This window comes from Streptomyces sp. NPDC085932, from assembly GCF_044540525.1.
Lineage (GTDB): Bacteria > Actinomycetota > Actinomycetes > Streptomycetales > Streptomycetaceae > Streptomyces > Streptomyces levis.
This window is the reverse complement of the sequence record NZ_JBITSJ010000002.1, coordinates 1,336,074-1,350,132: the sequence shown is the minus strand read 5'-3', so window position 1 is coordinate 1,350,132 and position 14,059 is coordinate 1,336,074. Positions and strand designations below refer to the sequence as shown.

Here is a 14,059-nt window from a genome sequence, read left to right as displayed (position 1 = left end):
CGAAGGAGCACAAGGATCCGGCTACTTGACCGACCCTGCCATCACGCCCTGCACGAAGTGCTTCTGGAACGCGAAGAACACCACGACCGGGACGATCAGGGACAGGAACGCCCCCGGTGCCAGGACGTCGATGTTGCTGCCGAACTGGCGTATCTGGGACTGCAGTTCCACCGTCAGCGGCTGTGCGCTGCTGTCCGCGAACAGCAGCGCCACCAGCATGTCGTTCCAGACCCACAGGAACTGGAAGATGGCCAGGGAGGCGATCGCCGGGCGTCCCACGGGCAGGACCAGGCGGGTGAAGATGCGCCACTCGGTGCCGCCGTCCATGCGGGCGGCCTCCAGCATCTCCTTCGGCATCTCGGCGAAGTAGTTGCGCAGGAGGAACACCGCGAACGGGAGGCCGTAGGCGACGTGGAAGAGCACGACTCCGGGGATGGTGCCGAACAGGCCGAGCTGCCCGAAGAGTTTGGCGACCGGGAGCAGGCCGATCTGCACGGGCACCACCAGCAGCGCGACCACGACCAGGAAGATCGTCTCCCGTCCCGGGAAGTCCAGCCACGCGAAGGCGTACCCGGCGAGCGCCGCCACGACCACGACCAGCACCGTCGTCGGCACCGAGATGAGCACCGTGTTCCAGAACGCCTGGGTGATGCCGGCGTTCTGCAGCAGCGCCGAGTAGTTGTCGAAGGACAGCTGGCCGGGGCTGGAGAGCACCGTCCACCAGCCGCCCTTGGCCGTGTCCTCGGCGGATCGCAGGGAGGACAGGAACAGCCCGGCCAGCGGGGTCATCCACACCAGCCCCACCAGCACGAGGAAGGCCTGGACGACTCCGTTGCCCAGGGAGCGCCGCACCGCGTTCATCGCTGACTCCTTCGGAAACGGCGGACGTTGAACACCATGGCCGGGACGACCAGCAGCAGGAGCAGCACTCCGAGCGCGCTGCCGAGGCCCTGGTTGTTGCCGCCGCCGAACGACACCAGCCACATCTGCGTGGCGAGGACGGTCGCGTCCTCCTGCACGGGCCCGGGCGCGATGATGTAGACGAGGTCGAAGACCTTCATCACGTTGATGACGAGGGTGACGAAGACGACCGTGAGGACCGGGGCCAGCAGCGGCACCGTGATGCGGCGGAAGATCTGCCACTCGTTGGCGCCGTCCATCCGCGCCGCCTCCAGCGCGTCCCGGGGCAGCGTGGACAGGCCCGCACCGATGAGGACCATCGCGAAGCCGGTCCAGATCCACAGGTAGGCCCCGATGATCGCCGGGGTGACCAGCGCCGGGCCAAGCCAGGAGACGCCCTCGTAGGGCGGGGCGAAGTTGGACGCCGGCAGCTTCACCGCGTAGGAGCCCGACTCCAGGCCCTGGAAGCGGAAGGAGCCGTCGGCGGCGGTCGTCGTGGTGGCGACCGCCTCGCCGTCGCGGACCGCCTCGACCTTCATCCCGGGCAGTCCGCTCTCCCGCGCGTCGACCTTGCCCTGCTCCCCTCCCCCGCCGGGGGTGAAGTCCAGGTAGACGACACCGCGCAGTTCGTCCGCTGCGGCCCTCCGCTCCGCCGCCGGTGAGGCGGGCCGGGCGTCGCCGGGCAGGTCGGCGGGCTGTACGCCGACCAGGCCCAGCGTCAGCGCGTCCCCGGGCGCGGCGGCCGCACTGCGGTACGAGCCGTCCTTCTCCTTCGTCAGCCCCTGCCCGTCACGCGCCCGGGCCGTCGGGTAGGAGGACTCGCCCTTGAAGGCGTCGTGGACCGAGACGACCGCGGCGTTGAGCACGCCCTTGTCGGGGTCCTCGTCGTAGGCGAGGCGGAAGATGATGCCGGCGGCGAGGAAGGAGACCGCCATCGGCATGAAGAGGAGCAGTTTGAAGGCGGTGGCCCAGCGGACCTTCTCCACCAGGACGGCCAGGATCAGGCCGAGTCCGGTGAGCAGGGCCGGGGCGACGACGACCCAGATGGCCGTGTTGCGCACGGCCTTGAGGGTCGCCGGGTCGCGGAACATCTCGGTGTAGTTCTCACCGCCGACGAAGGTCGTCCCGGAGGCGTCGAAGAAGCTCCGGCCGACACTGAACAGCACGGGGTAGACGACGAGCGCGCCGAGCAGCAGCAGCGCCGGGAAGACGAACAGCAGGGCGACGATCTTGCCGCGCCGCCGCAGCCGCCGGGTGCGTTCGGCGACCGGGCCGGGCGGGGCCGGCGGGCTCGTCTCTTTCACGAGGGTGGCTGTCATGGCGTATCAGTCCTGGTACGCCTTGGCCGCCGCGGCCTCCAGCTTCGCCGCGGTGCCCTTCGGGTCGGAGGGGTCGCGCAGGAAGTCCTGGAGCAGTTTCCACTCGCCGGTTCCCTTGGTGCCGCCGAAGGCCGCCGGGGCCTGGTCGGACATGTCGAAGCGGACCGAGTCACCGGCGTCGACCAGGGACTTGGCGGTGGCGCGGGTGACGTCGTCGCCGTAGGAGGCGAGGTCGAGCTTCTTGTTCGGGGACAGGAAGCCGCCGGCCTCGGCCCACACGGCGGAGGCCTCCGGGGTGGCCAGGTACTCCAGGAGGGCCTGGGCGGCCTTCTGGTTCTTGCCGTCCTTCAGGACGACGGCGGCGTCACCGCCGCTGACGACCGGGGCCTCACCCCCGCCGACGGCCGGGAAGGGGAAGAAGTTCGCGTCCTCGCCGACCTTCTTGCCGAACTGGTCCTTGGCGACACCGGCGACGAAGTCGCCCTCGTAGACCATGCCCGCCTCGGGCTCGGGTCCGAACACCTTCTCCACCGAGCCGGGGAAGTCGGTGTTCAGGGCGCCCTTCTGGCCACCCGCGATGAGCTGCTTGTCCTTGAAGAGCTTGCCGAGGGTGGTGAGGGCGTCGACGACGGAGGAGTCGGTCCACTTCAGCTCGTGGGCGGCGAGGGCGTCGTACTTCTCGGGTCCGGCCTGGGAGAGGTAGATGTTCTCGAACCAGTCGGTGAGCGTCCAGCCGTCCTGACCGGCGACGGAGAACGCGGCGAGCCCGGAGTCGGAGACGGTCTGCCCGGCCTCGAGCATCTCGTCGTAGGTCTTCGGGGGCTTCACGCCGGCCTGGGCGAGGGCGTCGGGGCTGTACCAGACGGTCGACTTGTGGGCGGCCTTGAAGTACAGGCCGTACAGCTTGCCGTCGACGCTGCCGTAGTTCTTCCACACCGGCGCGTAGCCGGCGTCGACGGCCTGCTCGGTCTTCTTCGACAGGGGCTTGAGCCAGCCCTTCTGCGCGAACTGCTTGAGGACGCCGACCTGCGGGACCATCACGACGTCGGGGGCGTTGCCGCCCTCGATCTTGCTGCCGACCACGGTGGAGACGTTGTCGCCGGTGGACGTGAACTGCGTCTTGGCGCCGGTCTTCTCGGTGAAGGCGTCCAGCACCTTCTGGAAGTTCTTCTGCTCGGTGCCGGACCAGACGCCGGCCACGGTGACGGTCTGGCCGTCGAGGGCCTTGTCGCCGCCGCTGGCCGCGACGGGGCCGCCGCCGCAGGCGGTCGCGCCGAGTGCCAGGACGAGCGCGGTGCAGCCGGTGAGCAGGGTGGTACGTCGTCGCATCATCGTTGATGTCCCTTCGGGGAGTTGACTTGCGGGGCGGTCAGGAACGGATCCACCAGGCGGCCGTCGAGCCGGAGAGGACTCCGGGCGGGCAGGGGCCGCTGGCGAGCAGGGGGGAGCCGGGGACCGGCGCCGGGGTGGGGGCGGTGCCGAAGTTGACGGCGCACACCAGGTCGCCGCGCTCGAAGGCGAGGACGCCGGGCGGGGCGTCCAGCCAGCGCAGGGTGCCCTCCCCCAGCTGCGGCAGGGCGGCGCGCAGTTGCAGGCCGTCGCGGTACAGGTGCCAGAAGGAACGGGTGTCGGCGAGGGCGCGGTCGGTGGCGTACTCGGCGAAGTACTCGGGCTGCGGCAGCCACGGCTTGGCGCTCTCCGCGCCGGGCGTGAAGCCGAACGGCGAGGCCTGACCCGACCAGGGCAGCGGCACCCGGCAGCCGTCGCGGATGCGGGCCCTGCTTCCGGTACGGCGGAAGATCGGGTCGGTGAGCACGTCGTCGGGCAGGTCGACGACCTCGGGCAGACCGAGCTCCTCGCCCTGGTAGATGTAGGCGGCGCCGGGCAGCGCCAGCATCAGCAGGGCGGCGGCGCGGGCCCGGGCGGCGCCGAGTCCGCTGCCCTCGGTGGCGGGTTCGCCGTAGCGGGTGACGGTGCGGACCTGGTCGTGGTTGTTGAGGACCCAGGTGACCGTGGAGCCGGTGCCGGCGATGTCCTGCATGGCCTCGGAGATGACCTTGCGGAAGGCGTCCGGGTCCCAGGGCGCGCTGAGCAGGTCGAAGAAGAAGGCCTGGTGCAGTTCGTCGGGGCGCACGTACTGGGCGTGTTCGCGGGCGGTGGGCACGGAGACCTCGCCGACGAGGAGGCGTTCGCCGCCGTCGCGCTCGGTGTACTCCTCGCATATGGAGCGCCAGCGGCGCCACACGTCGTGGACCTCGGGCTGGTTCCAGGCGAGGGGGTTGACCGAGTCGCGGGTGCGGGCATCGGCCTCCGGGTCGTCGGAGTCGGGCAGCTCCGGGTGCTTGAAGAGGCCGGCGGCGACGTCGATGCGGAAGCCGTCGATGCCCCGGTCGAGCCAGAAGCGCAGGATCCGCTCGAACTCGGCCGCGATCTCGGGGTTGCGCCAGTTCCAGTCGGGCTGCTCGGGCGCGAACATGTGCAGGTACCACTGGCCGGGCCGGCCGTCGGGCTCGGTGATCCGGGTCCAGGCGGGGCCGCCGAACATGGAGTGCCAGTTGTTGGGCGGCTCGGACCCGTCGGGGCCGCGGCCGTCGGCGAAGTGGAAGCGGGCCCGGGCCGGGCTGCCGGGCGGGGCGGCGAGCGCCTCACGGAACCAGGGGTGCTCGCTGGAGCAGTGGTTCGGGACGATGTCGAGCAGCACCTTGATGCCGAGCCGTCGCGCGGAGCCCATCAGCAGGTCGAACTCGCCGAGGTCGCCGAAGAGCGGGTCGACGTCGCAGTAGTCGGCCACGTCGTAGCCGTGGTCGTGCTGCGGCGAGGGATAGAAGGGGCTCAGCCAGATCCCGTCGACGCCGAGCTTCTTCAGGTACGGGAGCCCGGCCCGGACCCCGGCGAGATCGCCGATGCCGTCGCCGGTGCTGTCGAGGAAGCTGCGGACGTAGACCTGGTAGATGACCGCGTCCCGCCACCAGTGGTACTTACTCAGCATGCATGCATGTTAGGTAGCGGCGTCAGAGAGGTGTCAACGAAAAGAACAGAAGCTACCGGCCAGTTGAGCTTGCAAACAGGGGCATAATCGGACACACCGAAGCCAGTTGAGATGCCCTCGTTACCTAACATGTAACTAGCGGTTGGAGATGACCGCCAGTTCACGCGCCAGCCGGCGCACCGCCGCCTCGGGCGTCTGCCGCCCGGCCATCGCGTCGCGCACGACCGCCTGCACCACCAGGCTGACCTGGTCGTAGCGGGGGCTCTTGGGGCGCGGCTCCGCCGCCAGCACGCTCTGGCGCAGGGTCGGCAGATACGGGAACCGGCTGATCAGCTCCGGGTCCGCGTACAGAGCGGCCCGCACGGGCGGCAGCGCGCCGCGCGTGAGGACCTGGCGCTGCACGGGCGCACTGGTGAGGTAGGCGATCAGCCGGGCCGCGGAGTCGGGGTGCCGGGCGTGCGCGCTCACGGCCAGGTTGGATCCGCCGAGCACACTGGTCCCCGGCCCGTCCGGCCCCGGCAGCGGTACGGCACCGACGTCGCCGGCGACCTTCGAGCCGGGGGCGGAGGCACCGACGTAGGCGTAGGGCCAGTTCCGCAGGAAGAGCAGCCGGCCGTCCTGGAAGGCCTGCTTGGACTCCTCCTCCTTGTACGTCAGGGCCTGTCTGGGGATCCAGCCCTCGCGCACCCCGCGCGCCAGGAAGCCGATGCCCTCACGGGCCGCCGCCGAGTCGACGGTGACGCGCTCGCCCTCGTCGCCGAGGATCGAGCCGCCCGCCGAGTAGACCGCCTCGGCCGCGTTGACCGTCAGGCCCTCGTAGGGCAGGAACTGCCCGGCGTACCCGTCCAGGCCGTACTTCGGGGCGATGGTCCTCGCGTACCGCTCCAGCTCCGCCCAGGTGCGCGGCGGCTCGACGCCCTCCTTCGCGAGGACGTCCTTGCGGTACAGGAGCAGCCCGGCGTTGGTGACGTACGGGACCGCGTAGAGCTGTCCGTCGTAGGTCGCCGTGTCCACGACGGGCTGGAGGAAGGACTTCAGCGGGAAGCGGTCGCGGGGCAGGGGCCGGATCCAGCCCGCCGCTGCGAACTCCGAGGTCCAGTTGACGTCGATGTTGAGCACGTCGAACCGGCTGCGGTCGCCGTCGCGCAGGTCGGTGGCCATCTGCGCCCGGGTCTCGTCGGCCGAGTCGGGCAGCTCCACGAGCGTGACCTTCTCGCCCGGGTGAGCGCGGTTCCAGCCCTCCAGCAGGGGGCCGAGATAGCCGGTGAGGTCCCCGGCGGTCGCCAGGGTGAGCGGTCCGCGGCCGCCGGCGGGAGGCTCGCCGGCCTGCGCCCCGGCGGCGACGTACCCGGTCAGAACCACCACGAGAACCAGAAGGCCCCTACCCGCGGCATGGATCCACCGCATAGGTTCCTCCCTGTACACCCGGCGACGGGCACCCTTGCCCGGAACAGAGGCCATGTATACCTGTTAGGTATGGGCGATACTAGGGCCTGGAGCACATTGGACCGGACAGGAGGACTGCACGCGTGCGCCTGCCCCTCCTGGCACTCCTCGCCCGCGGACCCGCCCACGGCTACGAGCTCAAGCAGGACCTTGAGCAACTGCTGGGCTCCGCGTACCCTCAGCCGAACGTCGGCCAGATCTATGTGACCCTCGGCCGCCTCGAGAAGTCGGGACTGATCGAGGGCGAGGACGTGGCGCAGTCCAGCCGGCCCAACAAAAAGGTCTACCACCTCACCGAAGCCGGGCGGGAGGCGCTGCGCGCCTGGTTCGAGGAGCCCGAGGACGAGCCGCGGGTACGGGACGAGTTCTTCATGAAACTGGCGCTCGCCCCGCAGACCGGCCTCGCCGACCAGATCGCCCTGATCAACCAGCAGCGGCGCCAGTACCTGAACACCATGCGGCAGATGTCGAAGCTGGCCGCCGCCGAAGACCGCGACAACCGCATCGCCCACCTGCTGATCGAGGGCGCGATGCTGCACCTGCAGGCCGACCTCGACTGGCTGGAGCGGTGCCAGGAAGAGCTGGAGGAGCTGGAGTGAGCGACGACCGTCCCGCTCCTGTGCTGCGCGCCGAGGGGCTGGTGAAGACCCATCACGGCGAGGGCGCGCCCGCCCACGCCGTGCGCGGGGTCGACCTGTGCGTCCGCCGGGGCGAGTTCGTGGCGATCACCGGCCCGTCCGGCGCCGGCAAGTCGACGCTGCTGCACCTGCTCGGCGGGCTCCAGCGCCCGGACGCCGGCAGCATCCACCTGGACGGCGAGTCCACCGACACCTACAGCGAGGCCCGCTGGGCGGTGGAGCGCCGCAAGCGGATCGGGATCGTCTTCCAGTTCTTCAACCTCGTGTCGAATCTCTCCGTCGCGGACAACGTGGAGCTGCCCGCCCTGCTCGCCGGGGTGGCGCCGAAGCGGGCCCGGGCCGAGCGGGAACAGCTCCTGGCCGAGCTGGGTCTGACCGGCAAGGAGCGCAGCATGCCGGGCGAGCTGTCCGGCGGCGAGCAGCAGCGCGTGGCCCTGGCCCGGGCCCTGGTCAACCACCCTCCGCTGTTGCTGGCCGACGAGCCCGCGGGCAGCCTCGACAGCAAGGGCACCCGCGAGGTGATGCGGCTGCTGTCCCGCTTCCACCAGCGCGGCCAGACGATCCTGCTGGTCACGCACGACGCCCGGCTGGCCAGCGCCGGGGACCGGGTGATCAGCTTCTTCGACGGGCGCATCGCCGACGACGCCACCCTCGACGGCGGCACCCCGCCCCGCCGCGCCGGCATATCCGGCGTGCTGGAGCTGAAGGACTGAGATGCGCGTGTACGACGTGTACGACGTGTACGACGTGTACGACGGTCCCCGGAAGGGCTGACCCGTATGCGAGCCACCCTGCGCTGGGCCCACTCCGATCTGCGCACGCACCGCGGCGAGGCGCTGTTCCTCGTGCTCGCCACCGCGGGCATCGTCGCCTCCCTGCTGCTGGCCACGGCCCTGTTCGGGTACGCGACCAACCCCTGGCAGCGGGTCTTCACGCAGTCGCACGGCGCGCACGTGTGGCTGCACACCGACACCGCCGCCGACACCGGCGAGCTGACGGCGCTGGACGGCGTCGACGAGGTCGCCGGTCCCTACCCCACCGCCGCGACCACCGTCTCCTCACGCGGCAGCCGCGCCTCCGTGGAGCTGCGCGCCACCGCGGAACGCCCGTCCGTCGGCCGCCCGCCCCTGGTCTCCGGCCACTGGCTCGACCCCGCCACCCCGAACGGCGTGGTCCTGGAGAGCCGCCTGGCGCGCGCCCTGCTCGCCCAGCCCGGCGACACCCTCACCGTGCCCGGCACCGCGCGCCGGCTGACCGTCGTCGGCGTCGCCGACAGCGCCGAGCCGCGCTACCGGCCCGGGGAGCAGCCGGGCCTGGTGTGGGCGCTGCCGCAGGCCGTGCCCGACCCCGGCGGCCAGGTGATCGGACTGCGGCTGACGGACCCCGAGGACACGTCCTACGTCGTGCAGCGTGCCGTGACCGTGCTGGGCGCCGGGGCCATCGGGGAGGTCTCCACCTGGCAGCAGGCCCGGGCCGAGGCGCAGGGCGACAACCGGCTGCTCGGCCAGGTGCTGGGCCTGTTCGGGCTGGGCGCGCTGGTCGCCGCCGGACTCGCCGTGCACGGCGCGATCGGCACCCGCATCCGGGGCCATCTGCGCGACTTGTCCGTCCTGAAGGCGATCGGCTTCACCCCCGGCCAGGTGGTCCGGATCTTCCTGCTCCAGCACCTGGCCTACGCCCTGCTGGGCGCCGTGGCCGCCGCCGGGCTCGCCGAGGCGCTGGGCAGTCGGATACCGGGGCGGCTCGGGGACGCGGTCGGTGTGTGGCAGGGCCTGCCCGGGCACACCGTGGCCCTGCTCGTGATCCCGGCCGGCGCGGTGCTGTTCATCGGCGCCACCACCGGGCTCGCCGCGTGGCGGGCCGGGCGGGTGCCTCCGGTGCCGGTGCCGCGGCCCGCCGCGACCCCGGGCGGGCGGCTGTCGGGTGTGGCGCGCCGGGCCCTCGGGGTGCGGGTCCCGCCCGCGCTGGTGCTGGGCTGGCACAAGGCGTTCACCCGCCGGCCCCGGTCCCTGGCCACCGTCGCCCGCCTCACCCTGCCGCTGCTGCTGATCGTCGTGGCGATGAGCGCCTGGACGACCATCGACCGGTTCCACAGCGAGCCCGAGCAGGTCGGCCTGCCCACCACGCTCAGCGTCCGCGCCGACGCGGGCCTGAGCGAGCGGCAGGCCCGCTCCCTGCTGGAACGCGACCCGGAGGTGGCCGCCGCCTACCCCGGCGTCGAGACGGCCGCGCTGGTCCCCGGCCAGACGGCGACCATCGCCCTGCGCGGCCTGGGCACCCGCCAGGAGCCCTACCCGTACACCCTCGCCGAGGGCCGCGCCGCCCGCGGCGCCGACGAGGCCGTGGCCGGGCAGGGGCTGCTCGACCTGCTGGACGTGCGCGTCGGCGACTGGGTCCGCATGACCGTCGGCGACCAGCCGCAGATCCTGCACATCGTGGGCCGCAGCATCGAGCCGGAGAACGCGGGCCGGGTCATCTCCACGTCCCTCGACACCCTCCGCGACAACGACCCCGGCCTGCGCCCGACCCTCTACGAGCTCCGGCTGGCACCCGGCGCCGACCCCGGGCAGGTCGCCGACCGGCTGACCACGGCCGGGCGCGGCCATCTCGACGTGCACACCGTGACCAACCCCGCCGACGGCCTCTCGCCCCTGCGCGCGGTGGTCGCCGGGCTGATCGCCGTCCTGGCCCTGATCGGGCTGATCGAACTGCTCACCGCGATCGGCGGCACCGTCCGCGAGGGCGAGCGGGATCTGCTCGCCCTGAAGGCCATCGGCCTCTCCCCCCGGCAGATCACAGCGATCACCGTCACCGCGACCGGCCTCACGGCCCTCGCGGCCGTACTCGCCGCCTCCGCGCTGGGGTTGCCGCTCGCCCACTGGCTGATCGACGCGCAGGGCCGCTCCAGCGGCATCGGCGCCGGGATCGCCCGGGGCCCGTCGGCCGTACTGATGCTGCTGCTCGGGGCGGCCGCGGTGCTCTGCGCCGCCGCCCTGGCCGCCGTCCCCGCGGCCCGGGCGGCCCGCCGCCGCCTCGCGGACACGCTCAGCGCGGTGGCCTGACCTGCCCCGGCCCCGGCCCCGGCCGCCGAGGCGGCAGGGGATGGCAGGGCCGGCCGGAGCGGTCCGGAGCGGCGCCTTCGGACGACCGCGTCCGCCGCCGGCCGAGGCCGTCCCGCGCGGGACGCCCTGCGGTGCGGCCGTGTCGGCCGCACAGCGCGAGGACACGGCAGTGCGGCCGCGGCATCCCGGAACCGATGGCCCTACTTCCGGCCCCGCAGCTCCCGGTAGGTCGCGACCAGCGCGGCCGTGGACGGGTCGAGACCGGGGACGTCCGCTCCCTCGGTCAGCGCGGGCTCGACGCGCTTGGCGAGGACCTTGCCGAGTTCGACGCCCCACTGGTCGAAGGAGTCGATGTTCCACACCGCGCCCTGCACGAACACCTTGTGCTCGTAGAGGGCGACGAGCTGGCCGAGGACCGACGGCGTCAGCTCCGGCGCCAGGATCGTCGTCGTGGGGTGGTTGCCGCGGAACGTCTTGTGCGGCACCAGCTCCTCCGGCACTCCCTCACCGCGCACCTCCTCCGGCGTCTTGCCGAAGGCGAGCGCCTGCGTCTGCGCGAAGAAGTTGGCCATGAGCAGGTCGTGCTGCGCCTTGAGCCGGTCGCTCAGCTCGGCGACGGGCCGGGCGAAGCCGATGAAGTCCGCCGGGATGAGCTTGGTGCCCTGGTGGATCAACTGGTAGTAGGCGTGCTGCCCGTTGGTGCCCGGCGTGCCCCACACCACCGGCCCGGTCTGCCACTCCACCTCACGGCCGTCCCGGCCGACGTACTTGCCGTTGGACTCCATGTCGAGCTGCTGGAGGTAGGCGGTGAACTTGGACAGGTAGTGGCTGTAGGGCAGGACGGCGTGCGACTGGGCGTCGTGGAAGTTGCCGTACCAGATGCCCAGCAGGCCCAGCAGCAGCGGCACGTTCGACTCGGGGGGCGCGGTCCGGAAGTGCTCGTCGACGATGCGGAAGCCGTCGAGCATCTCCCGGAAGCGGTCCGGGCCGATCGCGATCATCAGGGACAGGCCGATCGCGGAGTCGTACGAGTAGCGCCCGCCGACCCAGTCCCAGAACTCGAACATGTTGGCCGTGTCGATGCCGAACTCGGAGACCTTCTCGGCGTTGGTCGACAGCGCCACGAAGTGCCGGGCCACCGCCTTCTCGTCACCGCCGAGCCCCGCCAGCAGCCAGGCGCGCGCGGACGTGGCGTTGGTGACCGTCTCGATGGTGGTGAAGGTCTTCGACGCGACGATGAACAGCGTCTCCGCCGGATCGAGGTCCCGGATCGCCTCGTGCAGATCCGCTCCGTCGACGTTCGACACGAAACGCACCGTCAGCGAGCGGTCCGTGAAGGCGCGCAGCACCTCGTAGGCCATCGCGGGGCCCAGGTCGGAGCCGCCGATGCCGATGTTGACCACGTTGCGGATGCGCTTGCCGGTGTGGCCGGTCCACTCGCCCGAGCGGACCCGGTCGGCGAAGGCGGCCATCCTGTCGAGCACGGCGTGCACGCCCGGCACGACGTTCTCCCCGTCGACCTCGACCACCGCGTCCCGCGGGGCCCGCAGCGCGGTGTGCAGCACGGCCCGGTTCTCGGTGGTGTTGATCCGCTCGCCGCGGAACATGGCGTCCCGCAGCCCGAACACGTCGGTGGCGGCCGCCAGTTCGCGCAGCAGGCGCAAGGTGTCGTCGGTGACCAGGTGCTTGGAGTAGTCGACGTACAGGTCCCCGACCCGGAGGGTGTACGCGCTGCCGCGGCCGGGATCGGCGGCGAACAGTTCGCGCAGCCGGACCTCGCCCAGCTCCTCGCGGTGCTTGGCCAGCGCGGTCCACTCGGACGTCTGGTTGAGCCTGGTACGGCCGTCTGCGTTCATCTCGGACTTCAGCCTTCTTTCCTGTCCTGCGTGTGCTGCTGCGTACCTGCCCCGCTGCCGGTCCCAACCTAATTGATCAGCGGTTGCCGTGACCTGTCGTCCCACCGTCGTCCGGCACGACAACAGGTACGTCCCGGCGGCTCCCGGGTATCAGCGCGAGGACGGACAGGACGAAGAAGGCGGCCGCGAGCAGGGCCGGGGTGTTCTCGCCCCGGGCGGTGGCGACGGCGCCGCCCAGCAGGGCGCCCAGGGGCGCGCCGGCGACGGCGAGCGTCCGGTAGGCGGAGCTGACGCGGCCCAGCATCCCGGCGGGGCTGCGCTGCTGCATCAGCGTCGTGGTGTTGACGTTCCACACCATGCCCATGAATCCGAAGAGGGCCAGGGCGGCCGTCAGCGCGATCATGCTGCGCACGGACCCCATGACCAGGAGCGCGCCCGTCTGCGCCGCGCCGGCGACGAGCACCGTGCGCAGCCGTCCGAAGCGGGCGACGAGCCGGCCGCCCGCCACTCCCCCGGCCAGGCTGCCGGTCGTGTACGCGGTCATCGCGGCCGCGTATCCGGCGTTCCCGGCATCCAGCCAGCCGGTCACGAGGACGACGAGGGTGGCGACGAGGGCTCCCATGCCGATGTTGCACAGCGCGGTGGCGGCGCAGAGGCCGCGCAGGGCCTTGTCACGCGCCAGCGTGCGCAGCCCTTCGGCGATCTCGCGGCGCAGGGTGCTGCCCGCCGGTCTCGGCTTCCGCTCGGCCGCGGCGGCGGGCAGGGAGGCGATCAGCGCGGCGGCCACGAGGAACGTCACGGCGTCGGCGGCGAAGGGCACGGCCGCCCCGGCCATCAGCAGCAGCGGCACGGCCGGGGCGCCGAGCAGACCGCCGGCGATGCGCTGGCCGGTCAGCAGCCGGGCGTTGGCACTGCCCAGCGCGTCGTGGTCGACCAGGGCGGGCAGCAGTGCCGTGGCGGCGTTGTCGAAGAGGGTCTGGAGCGTGGTGAGGGCGAAGGCCAGCACGAGGAGCAGGCCGATCGACGCGTGGCCGAGGGCGACGGCCACCGCGAAGGCGCCGACGAGCAGCCCGCGCACGGCGTCCACGAGCCACATGGCACGCCGCTGGTCGACGCGGTCGGCGACGGCCCCGCCGAGCAGACCGAAGACGATCCAGGGCAGATAGCCGCAGGCCGTGACCGAGGCGATGAGCAGCGGCTCGTCGGTCAGCGTGACGGCGAGCAGGGGCAGCGCGGCCGTGCGCAGGGCGTCGCCGAAGCTGGACAGCACGGCGGCGCTCCACAGCCGTCCGAACCCCCCGCGCCACGCGGGCGCGCGCACTCCCCGCACCTCGACCGTCGCCACCGCTCCCCCTCAGTTCGCCCGATGCACAAACCGTAGAGGGCACCACTGACAATCGGCCGGCGGCGGAGCGGGAAAGCAGCTCCGGCCGGGCACCCGCTGGTGCCCGGCCGGTTCGACTCCTAGATCTCGCCCCGCAGTTTGGCGAGCGCCTCGGCGAGGATCGCCTCGCCGTCCGCGTCGCTGCGCCGCTCCCGCACGTACGCCAGGTGCGTCTTGTAGGGCTCGGTGCGCGGCGGGTCCGGCGGGTTGTCCCGGTCCTGGCCGGCCGGGAAGCCACAGCGCGGGCAGTCCCAGGTGTCGGGCACCTGCGCGTCGCTGGCGAAGCTCGGCTGGGTCTCGTGTCCGTTGGAGCACCAGAAGGAGATGCGCAGCCGCGGCGCGGACTCGCCGCGCTCGGCCTCGCCCATCGGCCCCGCCCCGACCCGGCTCCCCCGGATCGCGTTGCCACTTGCCACGGTCGTAACTCCCTGCGTGATGGTGCCGCGAAGCGAGTCGGCGTTCCGC

11 protein-coding genes are annotated in these 14,059 nt (G+C 72.2%); 3 read left to right on the top strand and 8 right to left on the bottom strand.

All coding sequences use genetic code 11. The features are described from left to right. Nucleotides 1–21: 21 nt before the first annotated feature. From ACIGAQ_RS15200 to ACIGAQ_RS15180, 5 genes are all read right to left on the bottom strand, one after another. Complete coding sequence (locus ACIGAQ_RS15200; RefSeq protein ID WP_311683637.1) at nucleotides 22–861, bottom strand: carbohydrate ABC transporter permease; 840 nt, start codon at nucleotides 859–861, stop codon at nucleotides 22–24. After that, a complete protein-coding gene (locus ACIGAQ_RS15195) occupies nucleotides 858–2,219 on the bottom strand; it encodes a sugar ABC transporter permease (protein ID WP_311683635.1) in 1,362 nt (453 codons plus the stop codon). Before ACIGAQ_RS15195 ends, ACIGAQ_RS15200 begins: the two co-directional genes overlap by 4 nt. A 6-nt stretch (nucleotides 2,220–2,225) precedes the next feature. Continuing rightward, entirely contained in the window at nucleotides 2,226–3,551 is a 1,326-nt protein-coding gene (locus ACIGAQ_RS15190) for an ABC transporter substrate-binding protein (RefSeq protein ID WP_399782816.1), read from the bottom strand. A gap of 37 nt (nucleotides 3,552–3,588) precedes the next feature. After that, complete coding sequence (locus ACIGAQ_RS15185) at nucleotides 3,589–5,208, bottom strand: glycoside hydrolase family 13 protein (RefSeq protein WP_311683631.1); 1,620 nt, start codon at nucleotides 5,206–5,208, stop codon at nucleotides 3,589–3,591. 135 nt (nucleotides 5,209–5,343) lie between these two features. Further along, nucleotides 5,344–6,615 carry an ABC transporter substrate-binding protein gene (locus tag ACIGAQ_RS15180; RefSeq protein WP_399782813.1) on the bottom strand — a complete coding sequence of 424 codons (1,272 nt, stop codon included), beginning with the start codon at nucleotides 6,613–6,615 and terminating at the stop codon, nucleotides 5,344–5,346. Between the two features lie 122 nt (nucleotides 6,616–6,737). Between ACIGAQ_RS15180 and ACIGAQ_RS15175 the strand changes: the two genes are divergently transcribed. From ACIGAQ_RS15175 to ACIGAQ_RS15165, 3 genes are all read left to right on the top strand, one after another. Beyond that, a complete protein-coding gene (locus ACIGAQ_RS15175; protein WP_399782811.1) occupies nucleotides 6,738–7,253 on the top strand; it encodes a PadR family transcriptional regulator in 516 nt (171 codons plus the stop codon). Continuing rightward, on the top strand, nucleotides 7,250–8,005 hold the full coding sequence (locus tag ACIGAQ_RS15170) for an ABC transporter ATP-binding protein (RefSeq protein WP_399782808.1): 756 nt from the start codon (nucleotides 7,250–7,252) through the stop codon (nucleotides 8,003–8,005). Before ACIGAQ_RS15175 ends, ACIGAQ_RS15170 begins: the two co-directional genes overlap by 4 nt. Nucleotides 8,006–8,071: 66 nt before the next feature. Further along, nucleotides 8,072–10,354: an ABC transporter permease gene (locus ACIGAQ_RS15165; protein WP_311683626.1), complete on the top strand. Its 2,283-nt coding sequence runs from the start codon at nucleotides 8,072–8,074 to the stop codon at nucleotides 10,352–10,354. A gap of 200 nt (nucleotides 10,355–10,554) precedes the next feature. On the opposite strand, the gene pgi is transcribed toward ACIGAQ_RS15165, so the two are convergent. The 3 genes from pgi to ACIGAQ_RS15150 all read right to left on the bottom strand — a co-directional run bounded on the left by pgi (nucleotide 10,555) and on the right by ACIGAQ_RS15150 (nucleotide 14,010). Further along, on the bottom strand, nucleotides 10,555–12,210 hold the full coding sequence (gene pgi / locus ACIGAQ_RS15160) for a glucose-6-phosphate isomerase (protein WP_399782804.1): 1,656 nt from the start codon (nucleotides 12,208–12,210) through the stop codon (nucleotides 10,555–10,557). Nucleotides 12,211–12,286: 76 nt separating this feature from the next. Then, nucleotides 12,287–13,555 carry an MFS transporter gene (locus ACIGAQ_RS15155; RefSeq protein ID WP_399782801.1) on the bottom strand — a complete coding sequence of 423 codons (1,269 nt, stop codon included), beginning with the start codon at nucleotides 13,553–13,555 and terminating at the stop codon, nucleotides 12,287–12,289. A gap of 119 nt (nucleotides 13,556–13,674) precedes the next feature. After that, nucleotides 13,675–14,010 carry an RNA polymerase-binding protein RbpA gene (locus ACIGAQ_RS15150; RefSeq protein ID WP_003957010.1) on the bottom strand — a complete coding sequence of 112 codons (336 nt, stop codon included), beginning with the start codon at nucleotides 14,008–14,010 and terminating at the stop codon, nucleotides 13,675–13,677. Nucleotides 14,011–14,059 lie beyond the last annotated feature (49 nt).

What these genes read in the sequence shown, in the direction of transcription:
- ACIGAQ_RS15200 (WP_311683637.1), bottom strand. Translation starts at nt 861, where the DNA reads ATGAACGCGGTGCGGCGCTCCCTGGGCAACGGAGTCGTCCAGGCCTTC.
- ACIGAQ_RS15195 (WP_311683635.1), bottom strand. Translation starts at nt 2,219, where the DNA reads ATGACAGCCACCCTCGTGAAAGAGACGAGCCCGCCGGCCCCGCCCGGC.
- ACIGAQ_RS15190 (WP_399782816.1), bottom strand. Translation starts at nt 3,551, where the DNA reads ATGATGCGACGACGTACCACCCTGCTCACCGGCTGCACCGCGCTCGTC.
- ACIGAQ_RS15185 (WP_311683631.1), bottom strand. Translation starts at nt 5,208, where the DNA reads ATGCTGAGTAAGTACCACTGGTGGCGGGACGCGGTCATCTACCAGGTC.
- ACIGAQ_RS15180 (WP_399782813.1), bottom strand. Translation starts at nt 6,615, where the DNA reads ATGCGGTGGATCCATGCCGCGGGTAGGGGCCTTCTGGTTCTCGTGGTG.
- ACIGAQ_RS15165 (WP_311683626.1), top strand. Translation starts at nt 8,072, where the DNA reads ATGCGAGCCACCCTGCGCTGGGCCCACTCCGATCTGCGCACGCACCGC.
- pgi (WP_399782804.1), bottom strand. Translation starts at nt 12,210, where the DNA reads ATGAACGCAGACGGCCGTACCAGGCTCAACCAGACGTCCGAGTGGACC.